This window comes from Pseudomonas meliae (genome assembly GCF_001400515.1).
Classification (GTDB): domain Bacteria; phylum Pseudomonadota; class Gammaproteobacteria; order Pseudomonadales; family Pseudomonadaceae; genus Aquipseudomonas; species Aquipseudomonas amygdali.
In genome coordinates, this window is the sequence record NZ_LJQT01000046.1 from 3,067 (window position 1) to 28,445 (window position 25,379).

At 56.2% G+C, this 25,379-nt stretch carries 23 protein-coding genes and 1 pseudogene; 5 read left to right on the top strand and 19 right to left on the bottom strand.

Annotation, left to right across the window (positions count from 1 at the left end; translation table 11 throughout):
• Nucleotides 1-50: 50 nt before the first annotated feature.
• From glmU to rpmH, 19 genes are all read right to left on the bottom strand, one after another.
• On the bottom strand, nt 51-1,418 hold the full coding sequence (gene glmU / locus ALO64_RS02030) for a bifunctional UDP-N-acetylglucosamine diphosphorylase/glucosamine-1-phosphate N-acetyltransferase GlmU (RefSeq protein WP_044344311.1): 1,368 nt from the start codon (nt 1,416-1,418) through the stop codon (nt 51-53).
• Nucleotides 1,419-1,543: 125 nt separating this feature from the next.
• Nucleotides 1,544-1,969: a F0F1 ATP synthase subunit epsilon gene (locus ALO64_RS02035; RefSeq protein ID WP_002555981.1), complete on the bottom strand. Its 426-nt coding sequence runs from the start codon at nt 1,967-1,969 to the stop codon at nt 1,544-1,546.
• A 44-nt stretch (nt 1,970-2,013) separates the two neighbouring features.
• Complete coding sequence (atpD, locus tag ALO64_RS02040) at nt 2,014-3,393, bottom strand: F0F1 ATP synthase subunit beta (protein ID WP_002555982.1); 1,380 nt, start codon at nt 3,391-3,393, stop codon at nt 2,014-2,016.
• Between the two features lie 27 nt (nt 3,394-3,420).
• Nucleotides 3,421-4,281, bottom strand: coding sequence for a F0F1 ATP synthase subunit gamma (gene atpG / locus ALO64_RS02045; RefSeq protein WP_003367855.1), 861 nt, complete (start codon nt 4,279-4,281; stop codon nt 3,421-3,423).
• Between the two features lie 50 nt (nt 4,282-4,331).
• On the bottom strand, nt 4,332-5,876 hold the full coding sequence (gene atpA, locus ALO64_RS02050; RefSeq protein WP_044344310.1) for a F0F1 ATP synthase subunit alpha: 1,545 nt from the start codon (nt 5,874-5,876) through the stop codon (nt 4,332-4,334).
• A 21-nt stretch (nt 5,877-5,897) separates the two neighbouring features.
• A complete protein-coding gene (locus ALO64_RS02055; protein ID WP_003315956.1) occupies nt 5,898-6,434 on the bottom strand; it encodes a F0F1 ATP synthase subunit delta in 537 nt (178 codons plus the stop codon).
• Nucleotides 6,435-6,446: 12 nt separating this feature from the next.
• A complete protein-coding gene (locus ALO64_RS02060) occupies nt 6,447-6,917 on the bottom strand; it encodes a F0F1 ATP synthase subunit B (protein ID WP_002555986.1) in 471 nt (156 codons plus the stop codon).
• 57 nt (nt 6,918-6,974) lie between these two features.
• The gene (gene atpE, locus ALO64_RS02065) at nt 6,975-7,232 is read right to left on the bottom strand and encodes a F0F1 ATP synthase subunit C (protein ID WP_002555987.1); all 258 of its coding nucleotides are present in this window, start codon (nt 7,230-7,232) and stop codon (nt 6,975-6,977) included.
• Between the two features lie 138 nt (nt 7,233-7,370).
• Nucleotides 7,371-8,240 carry a F0F1 ATP synthase subunit A gene (gene atpB / locus ALO64_RS02070; RefSeq protein ID WP_044344309.1) on the bottom strand — a complete coding sequence of 290 codons (870 nt, stop codon included), beginning with the start codon at nt 8,238-8,240 and terminating at the stop codon, nt 7,371-7,373.
• A gap of 16 nt (nt 8,241-8,256) precedes the next feature.
• Nucleotides 8,257-8,664: a F0F1 ATP synthase subunit I gene (locus ALO64_RS02075; protein WP_044344308.1), complete on the bottom strand. Its 408-nt coding sequence runs from the start codon at nt 8,662-8,664 to the stop codon at nt 8,257-8,259.
• A gap of 146 nt (nt 8,665-8,810) precedes the next feature.
• Nucleotides 8,811-9,683 (bottom strand): ParB/RepB/Spo0J family partition protein, encoded by an 873-nt coding sequence (locus ALO64_RS02080; RefSeq protein WP_002555990.1) that lies wholly within the window; start codon nt 9,681-9,683, stop codon nt 8,811-8,813.
• 9 nt (nt 9,684-9,692) lie between these two features.
• Nucleotides 9,693-10,484 (bottom strand): ParA family protein, encoded by a 792-nt coding sequence (locus ALO64_RS02085; RefSeq protein WP_002555991.1) that lies wholly within the window; start codon nt 10,482-10,484, stop codon nt 9,693-9,695.
• 18 nt (nt 10,485-10,502) lie between these two features.
• Entirely contained in the window at nt 10,503-11,147 is a 645-nt protein-coding gene (gene rsmG / locus ALO64_RS02090) for a 16S rRNA (guanine(527)-N(7))-methyltransferase RsmG (RefSeq protein WP_044344307.1), read from the bottom strand.
• Nucleotides 11,144-13,036, bottom strand: coding sequence for a tRNA uridine-5-carboxymethylaminomethyl(34) synthesis enzyme MnmG (gene mnmG, locus ALO64_RS02095; protein ID WP_044344314.1), 1,893 nt, complete (start codon nt 13,034-13,036; stop codon nt 11,144-11,146). Before mnmG ends, rsmG begins: the two co-directional genes overlap by 4 nt.
• 587 nt (nt 13,037-13,623) lie before the next feature.
• On the bottom strand, nt 13,624-14,994 hold the full coding sequence (gene mnmE, locus ALO64_RS02100) for a tRNA uridine-5-carboxymethylaminomethyl(34) synthesis GTPase MnmE (protein WP_044344306.1): 1,371 nt from the start codon (nt 14,992-14,994) through the stop codon (nt 13,624-13,626).
• Nucleotides 14,995-15,072: 78 nt separating this feature from the next.
• A complete protein-coding gene (gene yidC, locus ALO64_RS02105) occupies nt 15,073-16,764 on the bottom strand; it encodes a membrane protein insertase YidC (RefSeq protein WP_002551312.1) in 1,692 nt (563 codons plus the stop codon).
• Nucleotides 16,765-16,766: 2 nt separating this feature from the next.
• On the bottom strand, nt 16,767-17,012 hold the full coding sequence (gene yidD / locus ALO64_RS02110; RefSeq protein WP_044344305.1) for a membrane protein insertion efficiency factor YidD: 246 nt from the start codon (nt 17,010-17,012) through the stop codon (nt 16,767-16,769).
• Nucleotides 17,005-17,406 (bottom strand): ribonuclease P protein component, encoded by a 402-nt coding sequence (gene rnpA, locus ALO64_RS02115; RefSeq protein ID WP_002551314.1) that lies wholly within the window; start codon nt 17,404-17,406, stop codon nt 17,005-17,007. Before rnpA ends, yidD begins: the two co-directional genes overlap by 8 nt.
• Before the next feature lie 16 nt (nt 17,407-17,422).
• The gene (gene rpmH, locus ALO64_RS02120; protein WP_002551315.1) at nt 17,423-17,557 is read right to left on the bottom strand and encodes a 50S ribosomal protein L34; all 135 of its coding nucleotides are present in this window, start codon (nt 17,555-17,557) and stop codon (nt 17,423-17,425) included.
• Nucleotides 17,558-18,140: 583 nt separating this feature from the next.
• Between rpmH and dnaA the strand changes: the two genes are divergently transcribed.
• From dnaA to ALO64_RS23635, 5 genes and pseudogenes are all read left to right on the top strand, one after another.
• The gene (dnaA, locus tag ALO64_RS02125) at nt 18,141-19,676 is read left to right on the top strand and encodes a chromosomal replication initiator protein DnaA (RefSeq protein WP_044344304.1); all 1,536 of its coding nucleotides are present in this window, start codon (nt 18,141-18,143) and stop codon (nt 19,674-19,676) included.
• A gap of 38 nt (nt 19,677-19,714) precedes the next feature.
• Nucleotides 19,715-20,818, top strand: a complete 1,104-nt coding sequence (dnaN, locus tag ALO64_RS02130; protein ID WP_044344303.1) for a DNA polymerase III subunit beta — start codon at nt 19,715-19,717, stop codon at nt 20,816-20,818.
• A 22-nt stretch (nt 20,819-20,840) separates the two neighbouring features.
• The gene (gene recF, locus ALO64_RS02135; protein ID WP_044344302.1) at nt 20,841-21,944 is read left to right on the top strand and encodes a DNA replication/repair protein RecF; all 1,104 of its coding nucleotides are present in this window, start codon (nt 20,841-20,843) and stop codon (nt 21,942-21,944) included.
• A 4-nt stretch (nt 21,945-21,948) separates the two neighbouring features.
• Nucleotides 21,949-24,366 carry a DNA topoisomerase (ATP-hydrolyzing) subunit B gene (gyrB, locus tag ALO64_RS02140; protein WP_044344301.1) on the top strand — a complete coding sequence of 806 codons (2,418 nt, stop codon included), beginning with the start codon at nt 21,949-21,951 and terminating at the stop codon, nt 24,364-24,366.
• 309 nt (nt 24,367-24,675) lie between these two features.
• Nucleotides 24,676-25,379, top strand: a pseudogene (locus ALO64_RS23635) (NAD(P)/FAD-dependent oxidoreductase); the annotation flags it as partial.

Genomic DNA, 25,379 nt, shown 5'->3' on the forward strand with positions numbered 1-25,379 from the left:
GCGGACGAGTCCGCTCCCACAGAACATCATTTTTCCGGGCTGTGGATAACTCAGTCTTTCCTGATTTTTACCGGACGCTTCCAGCCTTCGATGTTGCGTTGGCGGGCGCGAGCCACGCCGAGTTGTTCAGCGGGCACGTTCTGCGTGATGGTCGAACCGGCTGCGGTCGTCGCACCATCAAAGATATCCACAGGCGCAACCAGTGAGTTGTTAGAACCAATGAACACGTCTGCACCCAACGTGGTCTTGTGCTTGTTGGTCCCATCGTAATTGCAGGTAATCGTCCCGGCACCTATGTTGGTACGTGCGCCGACCTCGGCATCGCCCATATAGGTCAGGTGGCCAACCTTGGCACCCTCGCCCAGGTTCGCATTCTTGAGTTCGACAAAGTTACCCACATGCGCTTTGGCGCCCAGCACACTGCCAGGGCGAAGGCGTGCAAACGGGCCGGCATCGCTGCCCTCGCCCAGAATTGCGCCTTCGATGTGGCTGTTGGCCTTGACGATGACACCCTTGCGCAGGGTGCTGTCCTTGATCACGCAGTTAGGGCCGATGACCACGTTGTCCTCGATGACTACCTTGCCTTCAAGGATCACGTTGATGTCTATCAGCACATCGCGGCCGACGCTGACTTCGCCGCGCACATCGAATCGCGCAGGGTCACGCAGGGTCACACCACCCGCCATCAATCGGCGGGCTTCGCGCAGCTGATAATGGCGCTCCAGCTCGGAGAGCTGTTTGCGATCATTGGCACCCTGCACTTCCATTGCGTCGTAAGGCTGCTCTGTAGCAACAATCAGCCCATCATTGACGGCCATGGCGATTACGTCTGTGAGGTAATACTCGCCTTGGGCGTTGTTGTTCGACAGCCGCCCCAGCCAGTCGGCGAGACGCTTGGCAGGCACCGCGAGAATGCCAGTGTTGCCTTCAGTGATTGCCTTCTGTGCATCGTTCGCATCCTTGTGCTCGACAATCGCGCAGACACGATTCTGCTGGTCGCGAACAATGCGACCGTAACCGGTGGGGTCGTCCAGAGTAACGGTCAACAGGCCCAGTTGCTGCGGATTGACGAGTTTGAGCAGGCGCGCAAGCGTCTCCACTTCAATCAACGGCACATCGCCATAAAGAATCAACACGGTCTCAGCCGTAAGCGCAGGCAGCGCCTGAGCAACAGCGTGTCCTGTGCCCAGTTGCTTGTCCTGCATCACGAAATTCAGGTCATCGGCTGCCAGCTGTTCACGAACAGCATCAGCGCCGTGTCCTATCACGACGTGTATTCCACTTGGGGATAACTGACGTGCGCTGTGGATAACATGACCAAGCATGGAGTTGCCAGCCACGGGATGCAGAACCTTGGGCAAGGCGGAACGCATCCGGGTACCTTGGCCAGCAGCGAGAATAACGATATCGAGAGACATGATAGGACTACCAACTGAACGGCAACCGGGCCGAAGGCGGGCTGACTTGAAAGAGGAAATCTGAAAAAAGAAAAAGGGTAGCCGAGGCTACCCTTTTTCTCAATCGCGCATCGAATGCAGCGGGGTTAGCCGCCGAACTTCTTGCGAATTTGCTGAACGGTGCGCAGCTGAGCTGCAGCCTCGGCCAGACGAGCAGTTGCAGAGCCGTAGTCGAAATCTGCGCCTTTCTCGTTCAGAGCCTTCTCGGCAGCCAGTACAGCAGCCTGAGCAGAAGCTTCATCCAGGTCGGCAGCACGTTGCACAGTATCGGCAAGCACCTTGACCATGTTCGGCTGAACCTCAAGGAAACCACCGGAGATGTAAAACACCTCGGCTTCCCCACCCTGCTTGATCAAGCGGATCGGGCCCGGCTTCAGATCAGTGATCAGCGGCGCGTGGCCTGGAGCGATACCGAGATCACCCAGGTTGCCGTGCGCAATCACCATCTCGACCAGACCGGAGAAGATTTCCCCTTCCGCGCTGACGATGTCGCAATGGACTGTCATAGCCATTTGCTTGCCTCAACCTAATTAGCGCCCGTTTCCGGGCGCCGGGATTACAGTTTCTTGGCTTTCTCGATCGCTTCTTCGATGCCGCCGACCATGTAGAACGCTTGTTCTGGCAGGTGGTCGTAGTCACCGTTGAGGATGCCTTTGAAGCCAGCAATGGTGTCTTTCAGGGAAACGTATTTACCCGAAGCACCGGTGAAGACTTCTGCCACGAAGAAAGGCTGGGACAGGAAGCGCTGGATCTTACGAGCACGGTTAACCAACTGTTTGTCGGTCTCCGACAGCTCGTCCATACCCAGAATCGCGATGATGTCTTTCAGCTCTTTGTAACGCTGCAACACATACTGAACGCCGCGAGCGGTGTCGTAGTGTTCCTGGCCAATGACGTTCGGGTCCAGCTGACGCGAAGTCGAGTCCAGTGGATCTACCGCAGGGTAGATACCCAGGGAAGCGATATCACGGGACAGTACGACGGTGGCGTCCAAGTGGGCAAACGTGGTCGCAGGCGACGGGTCAGTCAAGTCGTCCGCTGGTACGTATACGGCCTGGATCGAGGTGATCGAACCATTCTTGGTGGAAGTGATGCGCTCTTGCAGAGTGCCCATCTCTTCAGCCAGGGTCGGCTGGTAACCTACTGCGGAAGGCATACGGCCCAGCAGTGCGGATACTTCGGTACCGGCCAGGGTGTAACGATAGATGTTGTCGACGAACAGCAGAACGTCGTTACCTTCGTCACGGAACTTCTCGGCCATGGTCAGGCCGGTCAGTGCTACGCGCAGACGGTTACCCGGCGGCTCGTTCATCTGACCGTAAACCAGTGCCACTTTGTCCAGAACGTTGGAATCCTTCATCTCGTGGTAGAAGTCGTTACCCTCACGAGTACGCTCACCCACACCGGCGAACACGGAATAACCGCTGTGCTCGATGGCGATGTTACGGATCAGTTCCATCATGTTTACGGTCTTGCCGACACCGGCACCACCGAACAGACCGACTTTACCGCCCTTGGCGAACGGGCAAACCAGGTCGATAACCTTGATGCCGGTTTCCAGAAGGTCGTTGCCGCCAGCCTGCTCAGCGAAGGACGGTGCAGGACGGTGAATGCCCCAGCGCTCTTCGGTGGCAATCGGGCCAGCTTCGTCGATCGGGTTGCCCAGCACGTCCATGATCCGGCCCAGAGTCGCTTTACCGACCGGTACGGAGATGGCTGCGCCAGAGTCTGTTACTTCCAGACCACGCTTCAAGCCCTCGGTGGAGCCCATCGCAATGGTACGAACTACGCCGTCGCCCAGCTGCTGCTGAACTTCCAGGGTGGTTCCTGCCGCGCTTTGAACTTCCAGCGCGTTGTAGATACTCGGTACGCTATCGCGTGGGAATTCCACGTCGATCACGGCGCCGATGATTTGAACGATACGTCCGCTACTCATTAGCTGGTTCCTCTAATATTTGAACCGTTAAACCGCGGCAGCGCCGCCGACGATTTCCGAGATCTCTTGGGTGATCGCTGCCTGACGCGCCTTGTTGTAGATCAGCTGCAAATCGCTGATCAAATCACCGGCGTTATCTGTGGCGTTCTTCATCGCGATCATCCGCGCTGCTTGTTCAGCTGCGTTGTTCTCGACCACCGCCTGGTACACCTGCGATTCCACGTAGCGAACCATAAGGCCGTCTAGCAGCTCTTTGGCATCGGGTTCGTAGAGATAGTCCCAGTGGTGCTTGAGCCCTTGATCCGGGGTTGCCACCAGCGGAATCAATTGCTCCACTGTTGGTTGCTGGGTCATGGTGTTGATGAACTTGTTGGATACCACGGACAGGCGATCAATACGGCCATCCAGGTAGGCATCCAGCATCACCTTGACGCTGCCGATCAAGTCGTTGATCGACGGCTCTTCGCCCAGGTGGCTGATCGCAGCGACGACGTTACCGCCGAAGTTGCGGAAAAATGCCGCACCTTTGCTGCCGACCACGCACAGATCGATCTCTACACCGTTTTCACGGTTCACCGCCATGTCCTTGACCAGAGTCTTGAACAGGTTGGTATTCAATCCACCACACAGACCACGGTCACTGCTCACTACGACATAACCGACGCGCTTCACAGGGCGCTCGATCATGAACGGGTGGCGGTACTCCGGGTTGGCGTTTGCCAGATGACCAATCACCTGACGAATGCGCTCCGCGTAAGGACGGCTAGCAGCCATGCGCATTTGAGCCTTGCGCATTTTGCTGACCGCCACTTTTTCCATGGCGCTGGTGATCTTTTGCGTGCTTTTGATGCTCGCAATCTTGCTGCGAATCTCTTTTGCGCCTGCCATGTAACACCTATCAGGTTAGCAAGCGGGAGCCTTGCGGCCCCCGCTGCGGCTTACCAGGTTTGGGTGGCCTTGAACTTCTCGATGCCGTCTTTCATGCCAGAATCGATTTCGTCATTGAAGTCACCCTTCACGTTGATCTTCGCCATCAAATCGGCGTGATCGCGGTTGAAGTAAGCAATCAGCGCTTGTTCAAAGCTGCCAATCTTGGCGATTTCGACGTCAGTCAGGAACCCACGCTCAGCGGCATACAGCGACAGCGCCATGTCAGCGATCGACATTGGTGCGTATTGCTTCTGCTTCATCAGCTCGGTAACGCGCTGACCATGCTCAAGTTGCTTGCGGGTCGCCTCGTCCAGGTCAGAAGCAAACTGGGCGAATGCCGCCAGTTCACGGTACTGAGCCAGAGCGGTACGGATACCACCGGAAAGCTTCTTGATGATCTTGGTCTGAGCGGCACCACCCACACGGGATACCGAAACACCGGCGTTCACAGCCGGACGGATGCCGGAGTTGAACATGGCCGATTCCAGGAAGATCTGACCGTCGGTGATGGAAATCACGTTGGTCGGAACGAACGCGGAAACGTCGCCAGCCTGGGTTTCGATGATCGGCAGTGCGGTCAGCGAGCCGGTTTTGCCGGTCACTGCGCCATTGGTGAACTTCTCTACGTACTCTTCGGAAACACGCGATGCGCGCTCCAGCAGACGGGAGTGGAGATAGAACACGTCGCCTGGGTAAGCTTCACGGCCTGGTGGACGGCGCAGCAGCAGGGAAATCTGGCGGTAAGCCACTGCTTGCTTGGACAGATCGTCATAAACGATCAGCGCGTCTTCACCGCGGTCGCGGAAGAACTCGCCCATGGTGCAACCCGAGTACGGTGCAAGGAATTGCAGCGCAGCGGATTCGGAAGCACTTGCAGCCACGACGATGGTGTTAGCCAGTGCGCCGTTTTCTTCGAGCTTGCGAACAACGTTGGCGATGGTCGATTGCTTCTGACCGATTGCTACGTAGACGCAGAAGATGCCGCTGTTCTTCTGGTTGATGATTGCGTCGACGGCCAGAGCGGTTTTACCGATCTGACGGTCACCGATGATCAGCTCACGCTGGCCACGGCCGACAGGAATCATGGCATCGACAGCCTTGTAGCCAGTCTGTACAGGCTGGTCTACCGACTTACGCCAGATCACGCCTGGAGCAACTTTCTCGACCGCATCGGTCTCGGTGTTGTTCAGCGGACCTTTGCCGTCAACTGGGTTACCCAGTGCATCGACAACGCGACCCAGCAGTTCCTTACCAACCGGAACTTCGAGGATGCGGCCGGTGCACTTGGCGCTCATGCCTTCAGCCAGAGTCGTGTATGCGCCCAGTACAACGGCACCCACGGAGTCTTGCTCAAGGTTCAGCGCCATACCGTAGACGCCGCCCGGAAACTCGATCATCTCGCCGTACATTACGTCGGCCAGACCGTGAATCCGCACGATACCGTCAGACACGCTGACGACTGTGCCTTCGTTACGGGCTTGGGAGGTTACATCGAGCTTGTCGATGCGACCCTTGATGATTTCACTTATTTCGGAAGGATTGAGTTGCTGCATTGCTCTGCTGCCCCTTCAAACTCAAGATTTCAATGCTTCGGCTAGTTTCGCGATCTTGCCACGAACTGAGCCATCGATAACCAGGTCGCCGGCGCGGATTACGACACCCCCTATGAGAGAGGCATCCTCCGCAGCATGCAGGCGCACTTCCCGGCCGAGCCGTGCACTGAGAACCTTGGCGAGTTTGTCTTGCTGTTCTTGGTTCAATGCGAAAGCACTGGTGACATCCACATCGACCGATTTTTCCTGCTCGGCCTTGTACAGGTCGAACAGTTCGGCGATCTCCGGCAGAAGCGGGAGGCGGTCGTTTTCAGCAACGACGTGAATGAAATTCTGTGCCTTGGCATCGAACTTTTCGCCACACACTTCAATAAAAGTGGTGGCCTTTTGTGCGCTCGTCAGTCGCGGGGCCTTGAGCATGCGCTGCATGGTGTCGTCTTGCGACACCGCAGCAGCCAGGCCGAGCATGGCTGACCAATTGGCCAGCTGCTGGTGGGCCTGCGCGTGCTCGAAGGCCGCCTTCGCGTAAGGTCGGGCCAACGTGGTCAGTTCTGCCATGATCGCCCTCGCTTAAATTTCAGCAGCCAGTTTGTTAACCAGCTCCGCGTGCGCGTTTTGATCGATTGTGGCACCCAGAATCTTCTCTGCGCCATTGACTGCCAGGCTGCCCAACTGGGCGCGCAAGGCGTCTTTGACACCGTTCAGTTCCTGCTCGATCTCGGCCTGAGCCTGGGCCTTCACACGGTCAGCTTCAACGCGTGCCGTTTCACGGGCTTCGTCGACAATCTGAGTACCGCGTTTCTTGGCTTGCTCAATGATTTCAGCTGCTTGAGCCTTAGCTTCGCGCAGTTGTTGACCCGCTTTCTCTTGGGCCAGCTCCAGGTCGCGAGCTGCTCGGGAAGCAGCGTCCAGTCCATCCGCGATCTTCTTCTGACGTTCGTGCAAAGCCGCGATGACCGGAGGCCACACGAACTTCATGCAGAAAATCACAAAAATGAAGAACGCAACGGACTGGCCAATCAGGGTTGCATTAATGTTCACGCCAACACCTCGCTCGTTCGTTGTCCATCACACCAATCAACTCGAAAATTCGAGTGATCAGCCAGCGAGTTGACCAACGAAGGGGTTCGCAAAGGTGAAGAACAGAGCGATACCAACACCGATCATGGTCACGGCGTCGAGCAGGCCCGCAACGATGAACATTTTAACTTGCAGCATTGGAACCATTTCCGGCTGACGCGCAGCGCCTTCCAGGAACTTGCCGCCCAACAGGCCGAAACCGATTGCAGTACCCAGTGCGCCCAGGCCGATCAACAGTGCAACAGCGATAGCGGTTAGACCAACTACAGTTTCCATCTTTCCTCCCGACTTTTACGTCGTATTGGTTAGGTTTTTTTAATTGAAGCGGTAAAACAAAATCGTTTCTACATCAGCCCTTACGGGCACCGTCCCGCCGATGGCGAGACGGTCATCAGACACGTCCTGAGACGAATCTCAATGGTTATCTTCGTGAGCCATCGACAGGTAGACGATGGTCAGCATCATGAAGATGAACGCTTGCAGGGTGATGATCAGGATGTGGAAAACAGCCCACGCCCACTGCAGCACTACACCCAGACCGCTGAGCCACAACAGACCGCTGCCGAACATCACGGCGATCAGAATGAAGACCAGCTCGCCAGCATACATGTTGCCGAACAGACGCAGAGCCAGAGAAATAGGCTTGGCGATCAGCGTCACGAATTCCAGCAGGAAGTTGACCAGGATCAACAGAGCCTGAACGAACAGGTTCTTGCTGCCGAACGGGTGAAGGGTCAGTTCGCCGATGAAACCGCCGATGCCCTTGACCTTGATGCTGTAGAAAATGATCAGTGCGAACACAGACAGGGCCATGCCCAGCGTGGCGTTCGGGTCAGTAGTCGGAACGGCACGGAACGGAATGTGCTCGTCGCCCGAAATCAGCATCGCCAGCTGCGGAATCCAGTCCACCGGTACCAGGTCGACCGCGTTCATCAGGAAAACCCAGACGAAAATGGTCAGCGCCAGTGGTGCGATAACCGCGCTGCGGCCGTGGAAGCTGTCTTTCACGCTGCCGTCGACGAAATCGACCAGCACTTCGACGAAGTTCTGCAGTGCGCCAGGCTGACCGGAAGTTGCCTTCTTGGCCGCCATGCGGAAGATCAGAACGAAAATCAGACCCAACGCAACCGACCAGCCGAGGGTATCGACGTGGAAGGCCCAGAAACCCATTTCCTTGGCTTCTGCTGCGGTGTGGGCAAAGCCCCATTCGCCATTGGGCAGGTGCCCGAATGTAAGGTTCTGCAAGTGGTGCTGGATATAGCCCGAAGCTGTTTGCTCTGCCATGGTTGCCTCAAACGCCCTAAGGTCTCGAAAGTCTTGTTCTCGTAAGCAGGGGAGCGAACCAGTTGACCACCTGGATCAACATGAACACACCGAATACCGCCAGCGGTGCCAGTGGCTTCACACCTGCGAACGTCAATGCAAAAAGCACTGCCGTGAAAATCAGTTTGCCTGCCTCGCCGGCGTAGAACGACCGCACGATGGCTTGCGCTGATCTGGCCCCGGAAAACCGGAATGCCTTGTGAGCAAAGTATAAATTGGGTAGCCAGGCTATCAGGCCTCCACAGAGTCCCGAATATCCTGCAACGACTCCTTGCCACTGCCACAGCACCAATGCGGCCATGAGCAGCACGATCAATTGAGCCAGCAATAGCGGAAAAACCGCCAGGCGATAGAACGGCAAGCGGTCTGGCATGCGGGATTCCATCGCAACTGCTCCTTTGATGTCGGTCGCCATAATCAATAACTTGGCATAATTTGTGCCGACAAAATGCGCGCAGAGTATAGGGGCGGTTAAGCCCCTATTCAACAGTCGGGGAGTGATTTCCGACTATACGCTACAGAGCAATTGTTTCAGCGGATGTGAGCGAGCACTCCTTGCAGCTCATCCAGCGAGTTGTATCGGATGACCAATTGGCCTTTGCCCTTCTGTCCGTGGCGAATCTGCACCGCAGAGCCTAAACGCTCGGCCAGACGCTGTTCGAGGCGGCTGATATCAGGGTCGGCCTTGACTGGTTCGGCAGCCTCCGGCTTACCGCTCAGCCACTGCCTGACCAGTGCTTCAGTCTGGCGCACGGTAAGCCCGCGTGCGACAACATGTCGCGCACCTTCAACCTGCCGATCTTCGCTCAGACCGAGCAAGGCGCGTGCATGCCCCATTTCCAGGTCGCCGTGGGACAGCATGGTCTTGATGGCTTCAGGCAAGGCAATCAGGCGCAACAGGTTGGCCACACTGACACGCGACTTGCCGACGGCATCCGCTACCTGCTGCTGGGTCAGTTGAAACTCCTGCTGCAGGCGCTGTAGCGCCATGGCCTCCTCGATAGGGTTGAGGTCTTCGCGCTGAATGTTCTCGATCAACGCCATCGCAATCGCGGTCTCGTCCGGAACATCACGGACCATCGCCGGGATTGTCTCGACACCTGCCTGCTGGCTGGCACGCCAACGGCGTTCACCGGCGATGATTTCAAAGCGGTTGTCGCCGATAGGCCGAATCACGATCGGCTGCATCACACCCTGTGACTTGATCGACTGCGCAAGTTCTTCGAGCGCCTGAGGATCCATGTCGCGGCGCGGCTGATACTTGCCGCGCTGGATAAGGTCCAGCGGCACATGCTGCAACTCACTTGGCGGAGCCTTGACGGCCTGCTCTTCCAGCGAACTGACGGTTGGACTGCTCAGAAGCGCGTCCAACCCACGTCCGAGACCTCGTTTCTTGACGGCCATGGGAATTCCTTAGGTTGGCTGAGCGGTTTTTGCGCCGCGACGTTGACGACGAACCAGTTCACTTGCCAGGGCCAGATAGGCCAGCGCACCGCGAGACGATTTATCATACGCCAGCACCGGCATGCCGAAACTCGGCGCCTCGGCCAGCCTGATGTTCCTCGGGATCACCGTGTCGTACAACTGCTCGCCAAAGTGTTCCTTGAGCTGTGCCGAAACATCGTTGATCAGGCTCAGACGCGGGTCATACATGGTGCGCAGCAAACCTTCGATTTTCAGCTGCGGATTGAGCAGTTCAGCGATGCGCTTGATGTTATCCACAAGGTCGCTGAGACCCTCGAGCGCGAAATACTCGCACTGCATGGGGATAATTACCCCGTCTGCCGCAACCAGCGCGTTCAGGGTCAGCATCGACAACGAAGGTGGGCAGTCGATCAGAATGTAATCGTAATTTTCGCGGATCGGCGCCAGCGCATTGCGCAGACGACTCTCTTTCATCTGCATTTCCAGCAGAACCACTTCACCCGCCGTCAGGTCACGGTTGGCCGGAAGCAGTTGATACCCGCCGTGTTCGGAAAACTGCATGGCCTCGCCCAGATCGCATTCGCCGATCAACAGGTCATAGACCGAATTTTCCAGATTATGTTTATCCACACCGCTGCCCATGGTCGCATTGCCCTGGGGATCGAGATCGATCAACAGCACACGGCGTTTGGTCGCGACCAGCGACGCAGCGAGGTTGATGCATGTGGTGGTCTTGCCGACCCCACCTTTCTGGTTCGCTATCGCGAATACCTTAGCCATTCTTGCTTGTGTTCCCCGTCATGCCGTGCGGCGCAGTATCAGCAGATGGCGTTGGCCTTGGCAACCCGGAACGGTCAAGGCTTGTGCGCTATCGAGGTGAAAATCCGAGGGCAATGCTACCAGCTCATCGTCAGGATGCAGCCCTTTCATTGCCAGCCAGCGTGTATTCACGTCGCCCATATGGCGAGTCCAGCCCGTGAAGTCTTCAAGGCTGCTGAATGCCCGGGAAATGATCCCGTCGAACGGCGCATCAGGCTGATAGTTTTCTGCACGGCTGTGGATAACTTCAAGATTATCCAGTTTCAGCTCCAGTTTGACCTGTGTCTGAAACCGGGTCTTCTTGCCGTTGCTGTCCAGCAGCGCCACTTCGCGCTCCGGAAACAGGATGGCCATGGGAATGCCAGGCATCCCACCGCCGCTGCCGACGTCGATCCAGCGTGTACCTTCGATGAAGGGCACCACACTGAGACTGTCGAGCAGATGCCTCGATACCATTTCGTCCGGGTTACGGACCGCAGTCAGGTTGTAGGCCTTGTTCCACTTGATCAACAACGCCAGATACGCCAGCAATTGCTTGTGCTGCGCCGGACTGAGGTCGATCCCCAACTCCCGGGCACCGGTGGATAACTCTTGGGCGTGTTGCGGGGTGACCATAGAACTCAAGCGCTTTGCTCCAACTGACGGCCCGCGCCGCGTTTTTTCAAATGAATCATCAACAGCGATATCGCTGCAGGCGTGACGCCGGGGATACGCGATGCCTGTCCGAGTGTTTCCGGACGAGTTATCCCCAGCTTGCTTTGGATTTCTTTCGACAGGCCGGAGATTGCGGCGTAATCGATGTCTTCCGGCAGACGCGTGTCTTCACTGGCGCGCAGACGGGCGATTTCGTCCTGCTGGCGGTCAATGTAACCGGCGTATTTTGTCTTGATCTCGACCTGCTCGGCTACATGAGGGTCAGTGCAGCCCTGCCCGGTAATGGCAATCAGACTGGCGTAGTCGATTTCCGGACGGGTCAGCAGGTTGAGCAAATTGTATTCGTGGGTCAGTGGCGTGCCGAAGTGTTCGGCAATCGCATCGCCCTGCTCGGTACCAGGGCGCACCCAGGTACTTTTCAAACGCTGTTCTTCCAGCTCGATGCTTTCACGCTTGGTGCAGAACGCAGCCCAGCGGGCGTCGTCGACCAGACCCAGCTCGCGGCCTTTTTCGGTGAGTCGCAGGTCCGCGTTGTCTTCGCGCAGGATCAAACGGTATTCGGCCCTGGAGGTGAACATCCGGTAAGGCTCTTGCGTACCAAGCGTGATCAGGTCATCGACCAGAACGCCGATGTACGCTTCATCGCGACGCGGGCACCAGCTGTCTCGACCCTGCGCGCGCAGCGCGGCATTGGTCCCGGCCAGCAAACCCTGGGCACCGGCCTCTTCGTAACCGGTAGTGCCGTTGATCTGGCCAGCGAAGAACAGACCACCGATAACCTTGGTTTCCAGGCTGTATTTCAGATCACGCGGGTCGAAATAATCGTATTCGATGGCATAACCAGGGCGAACGATGTGTGCGTTTTCCATACCGCGAATCGACTGAACGATCTGCAGTTGCACGTCGAATGGCAACGATGTGGAAATGCCGTTCGGGTACAGCTCGTGCGTGGTCAACCCTTCCGGTTCGATGAAAACCTGATGGCTTTGCTTGTCGGCAAACCGGTGGATCTTGTCTTCGATCGACGGGCAGTAACGTGGACCAATACCTTCGATCACGCCCGAATACATCGGCGAGCGATCGAGGTTGGACGCAATGATTTCGTGAGTCCGGGCGTTGGTGTGGGTAATCCAGCAACTGACCTGCGGCGGATGTTGTTCTTTGGAGCCCAGGAACGACATGACCGGAATCGGCGTATCACCCGGTTGCTCGGTCATTACCGAGAAATCGACCGAGCGGCCATCAATGCGTGGCGGCGTCCCGGTTTTCAAGCGACCTACCCGCAGTGGCAGTTCACGTAAGCGGTGAGCCAGTGCGATCGATGGAGGGTCGCCTGCGCGTCCGCCAGAGTAGTTCTGCATGCCGATGTGGATAAGTCCACCCAGGAATGTACCGGTGGTCAATACAACCGAATCGGCAAATATGCGCATCCCCATTTGGGTCACTACACCGCGCACCTGGTCCTGTTCGACGATCAGGTCATCACAGGCTTGCTGAAATATCCACAGGTTCGGCTGATTTTCCAGGGTTTCACGAATGGCTGCCTTGTACAGCACGCGATCTGCTTGAGCACGAGTAGCCCGTACAGCCGGGCCTTTGCGACTGTTCAGCACACGGAACTGGATACCACCCTTGTCAGTAGCCATGGCCATCGCACCGCCGAGGGCGTCGATTTCCTTGACCAGGTGACTTTTGCCAATGCCACCGATGGCCGGGTTGCAACTCATCTGGCCGAGTGTTTCCACGTTATGGGTCAGCAGCAGGGTTTTTACACCCATACGTGCCGACGCCAGTGCGGCCTCGGTACCGGCATGACCGCCACCGATGACGATCACTTCAAAACGGGAAGGGAAATCCACCACGCACCTCGTGCCTGTTGTCGATGAGAAATTGGGATAGCTGACAAGTATAGGGACTTACCCCACCTGAATGAAACCCGTTGGACAAAATTTAACCAGCTGTGGAAAAGTCGCGGATAAAGAAAATAAAAAGGAAAGAAAGTTTATAAAGCCTTGTTTTTATGTTTATTCTTACTGAGCTACCTTTCTGTGGATAGATCTCTACGAGCCTTTATTTTCAATGTGTACAGAGATTCAAAAGTCTGTGTTCATGTAGGGATGAGGGGTTTGGATAACCGACTTGAGCCTGTTGATAAGATAGCCACTTGTCCACAGGGCAGTTTATCTTCAGGTTTGCACCCTGCTTACCCACCGAGCTGAAGGGCAGTTATTCACAGGGCTTAATCCGCATAAAAACGCCCAGTCAGCAAAAATCAGGCGCAGAAAATCGCTTCGCCGAGGATTTTTGTTCGGCAAATTCAGCATGTGGGGAACGGTAGTGGGGAAATGGCAGACCGTGTGGATAATGACGCGGCTAAAAAGCGTCTTGTGATGCCTGAAAAGGCATGACCCCGGTGCGGGTCACGCCTGACTTCATTCAGCGGTAGTCACTTGCCAATGCAGAAGCTGGAGAAGATTCTGCCAAGCAAGTCGTCGGAGCTGAATGCGCCGGTAATCTCGCCAAGCGCTTGTTGTGCCTGACGGAGGTCTTCGGCCAGTAGCTCTCCAGCACCTGCCAGGGTGAGTTGAGCCCTGCCGTGCTCCAGCGAGTCGCTGGCATGGCGCAGTGCCTCAAGGTGGCGTCGACGTGCGCTAAAGCTGCTCTCCGAGGTTTGCTCATAGCCCATGCAGGCCTTGAGGTGCTCACGCAGCAGTTCAAGCCCCGCGCCCCCTGACCTGGCGCTCAGGCTGATAGTGACGTGGCCATCTACGCTGGTTTGCAGATCGATGGGGTCTCCACTCAAATCTGCCTTGTTGCGGATCAGCGTGACTTTCGCCGGATCCGGACGTTGCTCAAGGAACTCCGGCCACAGAGCAAACGGGTCGGCAGCCTCGGGTGCCGTTGCATCCACAACCAGCAGAATCCGGTCAGCTTCACCGATGGCCTTGAGTGCGCGCTGCACGCCGATCATTTCCACCTGATCCTGGGTATCACGCAGACCTGCTGTGTCGACGACGTGCAACGGCATTCCATCGATGTGGATATGTTCACGCAACACATCGCGCGTAGTGCCGGCAATCTCGGTGACGATGGCCGCTTCTCTGCCCGCCAAGGCATTCAGCAAGCTGGATTTGCCCGCATTGGGACGCCCGGCAATCACAACGGTCATCCCGTCGCGTAACAAGGCACCCTGCCCCGCTTCACGCAGCACTGTGGATAACTCGGCACGTACGTCATCGAGCATGTTCAGGACATGGCCATCGGCAAGGAAGTCGATTTCCTCCTCGGAGAAGTCGATTGCAGCTTCCACATAGATGCGCAAACTGATCAACTTCTCGGTCAAGTTATCCACACGCCGCGAAAAAGCGCCCTGCAACGAGCGCAGTGCATTGCGCGCTGCCTGTGCAGAACTTGCCTCAATCAAGTCAGCGATGGCTTCTGCCTGGGCAAGATCGAGTTTGTCATTGAGGAACGCACGCTCACTGAATTCTCCCGGCCGTGCCAGGCGGCTACCCAATTGCAGACAGCGCTGCAGCAGCATGTCCAGAACGATGGGGCCGCCGTGGCCCTGAAGCTCAAGTACGTCTTCGCCGGTGAATGAGTTGGGCCCCGGAAAATACAGCGCGATCCCTTCATCGAGGGTCTGTCCGGCTTCGTCGACAAAAGGCCCGTAATGGGCAAACCGTGGCTTTGGCGTCCGGCCAATAATGGCTTCAGCAGCCTTGCTGGCCAAAGGGCCTGACACCCGGACGATACCGACACCACCACGCCCTTGGGCTGTGGCGATGGCGGCAATGGTTTCACGAGGAACGTTCATGCTCCGGCTCCCGGACAAATGACGGATAGCAAAACGCCCCACGAGGGGGCGTCTTGTAGAACTTATTCACAGGTTAGATCAGGCAGCTGCTTTCTTGGTAGCCGCTTCGATCTTGCGAGTGATGTAAGCCTGCTGAGCGATCGACAGGGTGTTGTTCACAACCCAGTACAGAACCAGACCGGCAGGGAACCACAGGAAGAAGAACGTGAAAATGATTGGCATCATTTTCATGACCTTGGCCTGCATTGGGTCCGGCGGAGTCGGGTTCAGACGCTGCTGGATGAACATCGTCGCGCCCATGATGATCGGCAGGATGAAGAACGGGTCCTTGATCGACAGGTCGGTTATCCACAGGATCCAGGGAGCCTGACGCATTTCCACACTTTCCAGGAGTACCCAGTACAGCGAAAGGAAAACCGGCATCTGGACAAGAATCGGCAAGCATCCACCCAGCGGGTTGATCTTTTCTTTCTTGTACAGCTCCATCATTGCCTGGGACATCTTCTGGCGATCATCGCCATGTTGTTCCTTCAGCAGTGCAAGCTTGGGAGCCACGGCGCGCATGCGTGCCATCGACTTGTAGCTGGCTGCGGACAACGGGAAGAACAGGCCTTTGATCAGCATGGTCAGAACAATGATCGACCAGCCCCAGTTACCGAGAATGGCGTGGATATGTTGCAGCAGCCAGAAGATAGGCTGGGCAATGAACCACAGGAAACCATAATCGACGGTCAGCTCCAGACCTGGGGATAACTCTTTGAGTACCGCCTGGCTTTTTGGACCTGCATACAGGGTAGCGCTGGTTTCACCTTGTGCACCGGGTGCAACCGACAGAGTCGGGCTGGTGAAGCCGATGATGTAGTTGCCCTGGCTGTCTTTGCGGGTCTGAACAGCGTTGGTGGCGTTGTGATCCGGAATCCACGCAGTCACGAAGTAGTGCTGCAGCCATGCCACCCAACCGCCCTGGACAGTTTCCTTGACCTGACCCTTGTCGATATCTTTCATCGACACTTTCTTGTATGGCTCGGCCGCAGTCCACAGGGCAGCACCCAGATAGGTGGCTGTACCGGTAGCAGTCGTCGAAGAAGGATCGGAGCTGGCATCACGCTTCAATTGCGCGAACAGATTACCGGCCCAGGGTTGTGCGCTCTGGTTATCCACAACGTAGGTCATGACCAGATCGTACAGACCGCGCTTGAAGGTGAAGCGCTTGATGTAGTTGACGCCGTTTTCCGAGAACTTCAGATCCACGACCATCGTGTCCTGGCCGTCAGCCAGTTGATAAGTCTTTTGTGTGGAGGTGTAAACCGGACGACCGGCAGCGCGTGCATCAGGACCATTGGTCCCGGTCAGGCCGCTTTGTGCCAGAAAAGTACGCTCGCCGCCGTTGTCGAACAACTGAAACGGAACGTCAGGACGATCCTGACGACGCGGGTACAGGGGCAAACGAAGCTGAACGACGTCGCCACCCACCGGATCGATCGCCAGATCGAGCACATCGGTCTTGACGTGGATAAGGTCTTTGCTGGCTACGGCCGGAGTTTCAAGAGGTGCTGCAGCCGTATTGGCCGTAGCGCTTGCGCTTGGAACATCGGCACTTGCAGAACCATTAGTACCAGCAGCCGTATCCGGAATACCCGGTGCGGTGGTGCTGGCTGCAACATTCTGGGTCGGCATGGCAGCCTGGCCATAGTCTTGGTTCCATTTCAGAACCCCGACGTAGGTCACGATTGCCAGGGCGACGATCAGGATCGTGCGTTTAATATCCATGATTACTCGGCCATCGAAGAAGAACGGGAGATGGGGACAGCTGGAACCGGGTCATAACCACCGGGATTCCATGGGTGACAGCGACCCAGGCGACGAATTGACAGCCAGCCACCGCGCAAAAGGCCATGATTTTCGATGGCTTCATACGCGTAGCAGGAGCAACTGGGGTAGAAACGACAGTGACTGGCCATCAGCGGGCTAATGGCATAGCGATAAAACTGGATCGGAACGAGTGCCAGTTTACGCATCTGGACTGTCTACCCCTGCAGGTTCGGATTTTTCTTCCGGAATGGGTCGGCTACGCGCCAGACGTTTCCAGAGCTTGCCGAAATGCTGAATCAGTTCAGGGTTTTCTACGTCACCCAAACCTTTACGCGCGACGATAACGATATCCCAACCGACCAAACTGTCTTGGTGTTGGCGAAATGATTCGCGCATCAGGCGTTTCAAGCGATTGCGCTCGACGGAGAGCTTGACGCTCTTTTTACCTATCACCAGCCCCAGGCGGGGATGATCAAGGTCGTTGTTGCGCGCAAGGAGCAGGAGATTTTTCCCCGGAACCTTGCCGGTAGGGGAGTCAAAGACTGCCTTGAAATGCCGGGGAGTCAGCAAACGCTTTTCCCGACTGAAGTCTCGACTCACCTCCTGTGCCGATTTATCAAACTGCCAGACGCTTACGGCCTTTGGCACGACGACGCGAAAGGACTGCGCGGCCGTTTTTGGTGGCCATGCGTGCACGGAAACCGTGGGTGCGGGCGCGCTTGATAGTGCTGGGTTGGAAAGTACGTTTCATGGCGTGTTACCTGGTTCGTCCACTACGGGCCGGAATGGCCCCCGTTTTAAGAGACCGGGGATTCTAGAGAAAGCAGGCCCACAGGTCAATTTCCAACCAGCTTTTCTTCATACGCGTCTTTTATAGGTAATTTCCCGCTGGCACTCGATTTGGAGCAGTCGGGCTCGTATCAGTTATAGAAATAAAAAGAAGAGAGTATTTAAAGCTTCTTTATAAAGCTTATAACTCTTACGTAGCCGTTTTCTGTGGATAACATCCTATAGCCCTTTTAATTCAATGTGTACAGCGAAAAGAAAGGTTGTCCAGAAGCGGTGCTTTGCCTGTGCCACACGTTCGGAAAAGCTGTGCATGGAATGCGGCTTTATCCACAGGCGAGTTATGCACAGAGTTTAGCCCTGACTTATGCAATGGGCTGAAGATGGGTTATCCACAGAACTCACGATTTGACCGTTTGTCGTGTGACCACTGCATAAATCGTTGATTTATAGCTGCCTGTGAGCAACCTACATGTGGATAAGTCGTCTGCGGATCGTTACAATGGCGGCTGTTTTTGCCTCACCGGCTTTCAACTCAGGGGATATCCGTGTCAGTGGAACTTTGGCAGCAGTGCGTGGAGCTTTTGCGCGATGAGCTGCCTGCCCAGCAATTCAACACTTGGATCCGTCCGCTACAGGTCGAAGCCGAAGGCGACGAGTTGCGTGTGTACGCACCGAATCGTTTTGTTCTCGATTGGGTCAACGAAAAATACCTCGGCCGTTTGCTGGAGCTTCTTGGCGAGCATGGTCAAGGCATGGCGCCTGCCCTTTCCTTATTAATAGGAAGCAAGCGCAGCTCTGCACCACGTGCCACTCCGAATGCGCCATTAGCTGCCGCGGCGTCCCAGGCGCTGTCTGCCAATTCGGTCAGCAGCGTCTCGTCGTCTGCACCCGCCATGGCTACTCCGGCTGCTCCTGTCGCGGTGCCTGCACCGGTTCAGAACGTTGCAGCACACGACGAGCCTTCACGCGACAGCTTCGACCCAATGGCTGGTGCCAGCTCGCAACAGGCACCCGCTCGTGCGGAGCAACGTACCGTGCAGGTCGAAGGCGCGCTCAAGCACACCAGTTACCTGAACCGCACGTTCACGTTCGAGAATTTTGTCGAGGGTAAATCCAACCAGCTGGCACGCGCTGCAGCCTGGCAGGTTGCCGATAATCCCAAGCACGGCTATAACCCGCTGTTCCTTTATGGTGGTGTAGGTCTTGGTAAAACTCACTTGATGCATGCTGTGGGTAACCACCTGCTAAAGAAGAATCCGAACGCCAAGGTTGTCTACCTGCACTCGGAGCGCTTCGTCGCAGACATGGTCAAGGCCTTGCAGCTCAATGCAATCAACGAGTTCAAGCGCTTTTACCGTTCAGTCGATGCATTGCTGATCGATGACATTCAATTTTTTGCTCGCAAGGAACGTTCACAGGAAGAGTTTTTCCACACGTTCAACGCGCTGCTGGAGGGCGGGCAACAGGTCATTCTGACCAGCGACCGCTATCCGAAAGAAATCGAAGGCCTTGAAGAACGACTCAAGTCGCGTTTCGGCTGGGGTCTGACAGTTGCTGTCGAGCCTCCGGAGCTGGAAACCCGTGTGGCTATCCTCATTAAGAAAGCGGATCAGGCCAAGGTCGATCTGCCTCATGACGCTGCGTTCTTCATTGCCCAGCGGATTCGCTCCAACGTTCGAGAGCTGGAGGGCGCGCTCAAGCGTGTCATCGCTCACTCGCACTTCATGGGCCGCGACATCACCATCGAACTTATTCGCGAATCGCTGAAAGATTTGCTGGCGTTGCAGGACAAGCTGGTGAGTGTGGATAACATTCAGCGTACTGTCGCCGAGTACTACAAAATCAAGATCTCCGATCTGCTGTCCAAGCGTCGTTCCCGTTCTGTTGCCCGGCCTCGCCAGGTTGCAATGGCGCTTTCCAAGGAACTCACCAACCACAGTCTTCCGGAAATCGGTGACGTATTTGGTGGTCGGGACCATACGACTGTCTTGCACGCCTGCAGAAAGATCAACGAGCTCAAGGAATCCGATGCGGATATCCGCGAGGACTACAAGAACCTGCTGCGCACTCTGACTACGTGATAACGCCAGTGCAGCTTATTAAGGCAAGGGACTAGACCATGCATTTCACCATTCAACGCGAAGCCCTGTTGAAACCCCTGCAATTGGTCGCCGGCGTGGTAGAACGCCGCCAGACCTTGCCTGTTCTTTCCAATGTGCTTCTGGTCGTCGAAGGTCAGCAACTGTCGCTGACCGGTACGGATCTGGAAGTCGAACTGGTTGGCCGCGTTCAGCTGGAAGAGCCCGCTGAACCTGGAGAAATCACGGTTCCTGCGCGCAAGCTCATGGACATTTGCAAAAGCCTTTCCAATGACGCGCTGATCGATATCAAACTCGATGACTCCAAGCTGATCGTCAAGGCAGGTCGTAGCCGTTTTACTCTGTCCACGTTGCCTGCCAACGATCTCCCGACGGTGGAAGAAGGCCCGGGCTCGTTGACCTTCAATCTGGTGCAGAGCAAGTTGCGCCGCCTGATTGAACGCACCAGCTTTGCGATGGCCCAGCAGGATGTTCGCTACTACCTCAACGGCATGCTGCTTGAAGTGAGTGCCGGTATTTTGCGCGCCGTCGCCACTGATGGTCACCGCCTGGCGATGTGCTCGATGTCTGCCGATATCGAACATGCCGATCGTCATCAGGTGATCGTCCCGCGCAAAGGTATTCTCGAGATGGCGCGCTTGCTGACTGAGCAGGACGGCATGGTCAGCATCGTTCTGGGTCAGCATCACATCCGCGCGACTACCGGCGAGTTCACTTTCACTTCCAAACTGGTCGATGGCAAATTCCCGGATTACGAGCGCGTGTTGCCCAAAGGCGGCGACAAACTGGTGCTGGGTGACCGTCAGGCATTGCGCGAAGCGTTCAGTCGCACCGCAATTCTGTCCAACGAGAAGTACCGCGGTATCCGCCTGCAATTGGCCAATGGTCAATTGAAAATTCAGGCCAACAACCCAGAGCAGGAAGAGGCAGAGGAAGAAATCAGCGTCGAGTACAACGGCGATTCGCTGGAGATAGGCTTTAACGTGAGCTATCTGCTCGACGTGTTGGGTGTGATGACGACCGAGCAGGTACGCCTGATTCTGTCGGACTCTAATAGCAGCGCCTTGGTGCAAGAGTCGGATAACGACGATTCCGCCTACGTTGTCATGCCGATGCGTCTGTAACTTCATGTCCAGCGCAACCTAGATGTCTCTTAGTCGCGTCTCGGTCACCGGGGTGCGCAATCTGCACCCGGTGACCCTCTCCCCCTCCCCGCGTATCAATATCCTCTACGGCGCAAACGGCAGTGGCAAAACCAGTGTTCTGGAAGCCATCCACCTGCTGGGGATCGCGCGTTCGTTTCGTAGCAGTCGCCTGCTCCCTGTTATCCAGTACGAGCAGCCCTCTTGCACCGTCTTTGGACAGGTCGATCTTGCGCAAGGTGGTCACAGCAATCTCGGAGTATCGCGCGACCGACAAGGCGAATTCCAGATTCGTATTGACGGGCAAAATGCGAGAAGTGCCGCTCAGCTTGCTGAAATATTGCCGCTGCAACTGATCAATCCGGACAGCTTCAGATTGCTGGAAGGTGCCCCGAAGATACGCAGGCAGTTTTTGGATTGGGGAGTGTTTCACGTGGAACCTCGATTCATGGTCACTTGGCAGCGCCTGCAGAAGGCCCTCAAGCAGCGAAACTCGTGGCTTCGGCATGGTACACTTGACGCCGCTTCACAGGCGGCATGGGACCGAGAGCTGTGCTCGGCAAGTGACGAAATAGATGAATTCCGTCGCGCCTATATCAAGGCATTGAAGCCCGTTTTTGAACAGACTTTGAGCGAACTTGTTGAGCTTGAAGGTTTGACCCTGAGCTATTACCGAGGATGGGACAAGGAAAAAGAGCTGAGTACAGTGCTCGCCTCTTCCCTGCATCGTGATCAGCAAATGGGCCACACCCAGGCTGGACCACAACAAGCTGACCTGCGCCTTAGATTAGGCGCTCATAACGCGGCGGATATATTGTCTCGCGGTCAGCAAAAGTTGGTGGTCTGCGCATTGCGTATTGCTCAGGGACACCTGGTCAGCCAGGTCCGTCGCGGCCAGTGTATTTACCTGGTGGATGACTTGCCCTCCGAACTGGATGACAACCATCGACGCGCGCTTCGCCGCTTGCTGGAAGAATTACGCTGCCAGGTGTTTATCACCTGTGTAGATCAAGAATTTTTGAGGGAAGGCTGGCAGACGGAAACGCCAGTCGCTTTGTTCCACGTGGAACAAGGCCGTATCACCCAGACCCACGACCATCGGGAGTGATTGCATGAGCGAAAACCAAACGTACGACTCGTCCAGCATTAAGGTGCTGAAAGGACTTGATGCCGTACGCAAGCGTCCCGGAATGTACATCGGTGATACAGACGATGGCAGCGGTCTGCACCACATGGTGTTCGAGGTGGTTGATAACTCGATCGACGAAGCATTGGCAGGCCATTGCGACGACATCAGCATCATCATCCATCCAGACGAATCTATCACCGTGCGCGACAACGGCCGCGGTATTCCGGTAGACGTACATAAAGAAGAAGGCGTGTCGGCAGCCGAGGTCATCATGACCGTGCTCCACGCTGGCGGTAAGTTCGATGACAACTCCTACAAAGTATCCGGCGGCTTGCACGGTGTAGGTGTGTCGGTTGTTAACGCCCTTTCAGAACTTCTGCTGCTGACGGTTCGTCGTAGCGGCAAGATCTGGGAACAGACCTACGTGCATGGTGTTCCACAGGAGCCGATGAAAATCGTCGGTGAAAGTGATACCACCGGTACTCAGATCCACTTCAAGCCTTCTGCTGACACGTTCAAGAATATCCACTTCAGCTGGGACATTCTGGCCAAGCGAATTCGTGAACTGTCCTTCCTTAACTCCGGTGTCGGCATTGTCCTCAAGGACGAACGTAGCGGTAAGGAAGAGCTGTTCAAATATGAGGGTGGTCTGCGTGCATTCGTTGAATACCTGAACACCAACAAGACGCCGGTCAATCAGGTGTTCCACTTCAATATTCAACGCGACGACGGCATTGGTGTCGAGATTGCGCTGCAGTGGAACGACAGCTTCAACGAGAACCTGCTGTGCTTCACCAACAACATTCCGCAGCGTGATGGCGGTACTCATCTGGTGGGCTTCCGTTCCGCATTGACGCGCAACCTGAACAACTACATCGAGCAGGAAGGTCTGGCCAAGAAGCACAAGGTCGCGACCACGGGCGACGATGCGCGTGAAGGTTTGACTGCGATCATTTCGGTCAAAGTACCTGACCCGAAATTCAGCTCGCAGACTAAAGACAAACTGGTTTCTTCTGAAGTCAAAACTGCCGTGGAACAGGAGATGGGCAAGTACTTCTCCGACTTCCTGCTGGAAAACCCGAACGAAGCCAAAGCCGTCGTTGGCAAGATGATCGACGCAGCCCGTGCCCGCGAAGCAGCGCGCAAGGCTCGCGAGATGACTCGCCGCAAAGGTGCGCTGGATATCGCTGGCTTGCCGGGCAAGCTTGCCGACTGCCAAGAGAAGGACCCTGCCCTCTCCGAACTGTACCTGGTGGAAGGGGACTCTGCTGGCGGATCAGCCAAGCAGGGGCGTAATCGCAGAACCCAGGCGATCCTGCCACTCAAGGGCAAGATTCTGAACGTTGAAAAAGCGCGTTTCGACAAGATGATCTCTTCCCAGGAAGTGGGCACTTTGATCACCGCGCTGGGTTGTGGCATCGGCCGTGAAGAGTACAACATCGACAAGTTGCGGTATCACAACATCATCATCATGACCGATGCTGACGTCGACGGCTCGCACATCCGCACCCTGCTGCTCACCTTCTTCTTCCGTCAGTTGCCTGAGCTGATCGAGCGTGGCTACATCTACATCGCTCAGCCACCGCTGTACAAGGTGAAGAAAGGCAAGCAGGAGCAGTACATCAAGGACGACGAGGCCATGGAAGAGTGCATGACCCAATCGGCCCTCGAAGACGCCAGCCTGCACCTCAGCGAATCGGCACCGGGCATCTCTGGTACTGCGCTGGAGAAACTGGTCAATGACTTCCGCATGGTCATGAAGACTCTCAAGCGTCTATCGCGTCTTTATCCACAGGAACTGACCGAACACTTCGTCTACCTGCCGCCGATCTCGTTGGAGCAACTGTCCGACCACGAGGGCATGCAGGCCTGGCTGGCACTGTTCGACGCGCGTCTGCGCACCGGCGAGAAGTCAGGTCTGGTCTACAAGGCCAGCCTGCGTGAAGACCGTGAACGTAACGTCTGGCTACCAGAGGTAGAACTGATCTCTCATGGTCTGTCGAACTACGTCACCTTCAACCGTGACTTCTTCGGCAGCAACGACTACAAGACCGTTACCGCTCTGGGACTGCAGATCAGCACGCTTCTGGAAGAAGGTGCCTACGTGCAACGTGGCGAGCGCAAGAAGCCCGTCACCGAGTTCAAGGAAGCCCTCGCCTGGTTGATGGCCGAAAGCACCAAGCGCCACACCATCCAGCGCTACAAAGGACTGGGTGAAATGAACCCGGACCAATTGTGGGAAACCACGATGGACCCAAGTGTGCGCCGTATGCTGAAAGTGACCATCGAAGACGCCATTGGCGCTGACCAGATCTTCAACACGCTGATGGGTGATGCGGTCGAACCACGCCGTGACTTCATCGAGAGCAATGCGCTGGCAGTGTCCAACCTGGACTTCTGATGGACGTGTAGCTTCACAGAAAAGCTAGCCGTTATCCCGCCATGGTGATTTCGGCTTGATAAGGCCAACCCCAGGGTTGGCCTTTTTCATTTGAGTGTCTTTCAGGCCTATCCTGTGTCGCAACGATCTTATGGACTTGGCCACGATGAACGTTGAATGAATCTGCCGTTTATAGTGGCCAAAACAGTCGATCCGTACGTTTGCGCGGAGAACTTCAGCGCAGATGATTTCGCTGAGCGATTAACCTGATCAATATCGCAGCCGCTCAAGGCTGCACGTATCACTACGATATTGGCAGGAATAGCAAAAATGCCCGCACCTCTGATCCCCGTCGAGACCTCCCCCAAGCTTCCCTTGGAGGCAGATGTAGTTGTCATTGGCGGAGGCATAATAGGCAGCTTCACCGCCTACTACCTCGCCCTGCGCGGCATGAAGGTCGCTCTGGTTGAAAAAGGCCGTATCGGTGCCGAACAATCGAGTCGTAACTGGGGGTGGTGCCGGCAGCAGAATCGGGATGCCCGGGAGCTGCCGATGGCAACCAAAAGCCTGGACCTGTGGGAGCAGTTTGCCAAGCAGAGCGGCGAGCAGACAGGCTTCACCCGCTGTGGTCACTGAGCACGGCAGCATTCGTACCCGGCTTGCGGTACTTGCCGGAGGCGCGTGGGCTTCTTCGTTCTGTCGCCAGTACGGTATCAGTTTTCCCCAAGCCACTATTCGCCAGACGGTAATGTCAGTGTCCCCGCCGACCGACGAGTTGGTGGCGGCGTTGCATACTTCAAATATCTCCATGACTCGCCGCTATGACGGTAGCTACACGCTGGCAATCAGCGACCGTGGAAGGGTTGATCCTACGCCACAGTTATTTGGTTTTGCTACACAGTTCCTGCCCATGTTTCAGCGTCGTTGGCGCAACCTGGCACCGGGAGGCCTGGAAGGCTTGCGCTCATGCCACGAGGGCCGCGGCAAGTGGCGTCTCGACCAGCCGACACCTATGTGTCACCGCCACTGTAAAA

Coding starts and splice junctions, on each gene's coding strand:
- glmU (WP_044344311.1), bottom strand. CDS start 1,418: ATGTCTCTCGATATCGTTATTCTCGCTGCTGGCCAAGGTACCCGGATG.
- ALO64_RS02055 (WP_003315956.1), bottom strand. CDS start 6,434: ATGGCAGAACTGACCACGTTGGCCCGACCTTACGCGAAGGCGGCCTTC.
- atpB (WP_044344309.1), bottom strand. CDS start 8,240: ATGGCAGAGCAAACAGCTTCGGGCTATATCCAGCACCACTTGCAGAAC.
- dnaN (WP_044344303.1), top strand. CDS start 19,715: ATGCATTTCACCATTCAACGCGAAGCCCTGTTGAAACCCCTGCAATTG.
- ALO64_RS02035 (WP_002555981.1), bottom strand. CDS start 1,969: ATGGCTATGACAGTCCATTGCGACATCGTCAGCGCGGAAGGGGAAATC.
- ALO64_RS02080 (WP_002555990.1), bottom strand. CDS start 9,683: ATGGCCGTCAAGAAACGAGGTCTCGGACGTGGGTTGGACGCGCTTCTG.
- atpE (WP_002555987.1), bottom strand. CDS start 7,232: ATGGAAACTGTAGTTGGTCTAACCGCTATCGCTGTTGCACTGTTGATC.
- ALO64_RS02085 (WP_002555991.1), bottom strand. CDS start 10,484: ATGGCTAAGGTATTCGCGATAGCGAACCAGAAAGGTGGGGTCGGCAAG.
- yidD (WP_044344305.1), bottom strand. CDS start 17,012: ATGCGTAAACTGGCACTCGTTCCGATCCAGTTTTATCGCTATGCCATT.
- ALO64_RS02075 (WP_044344308.1), bottom strand. CDS start 8,664: ATGGAATCCCGCATGCCAGACCGCTTGCCGTTCTATCGCCTGGCGGTT.
- recF (WP_044344302.1), top strand. CDS start 20,841: ATGTCTCTTAGTCGCGTCTCGGTCACCGGGGTGCGCAATCTGCACCCG.
- atpG (WP_003367855.1), bottom strand. CDS start 4,281: ATGGCAGGCGCAAAAGAGATTCGCAGCAAGATTGCGAGCATCAAAAGC.
- atpD (WP_002555982.1), bottom strand. CDS start 3,393: ATGAGTAGCGGACGTATCGTTCAAATCATCGGCGCCGTGATCGACGTG.
- rpmH (WP_002551315.1), bottom strand. CDS start 17,557: ATGAAACGTACTTTCCAACCCAGCACTATCAAGCGCGCCCGCACCCAC.
- gyrB (WP_044344301.1), top strand. CDS start 21,949: ATGAGCGAAAACCAAACGTACGACTCGTCCAGCATTAAGGTGCTGAAA.
- mnmE (WP_044344306.1), bottom strand. CDS start 14,994: ATGAACGTTCCTCGTGAAACCATTGCCGCCATCGCCACAGCCCAAGGG.
- yidC (WP_002551312.1), bottom strand. CDS start 16,764: ATGGATATTAAACGCACGATCCTGATCGTCGCCCTGGCAATCGTGACC.
- atpA (WP_044344310.1), bottom strand. CDS start 5,876: ATGCAGCAACTCAATCCTTCCGAAATAAGTGAAATCATCAAGGGTCGC.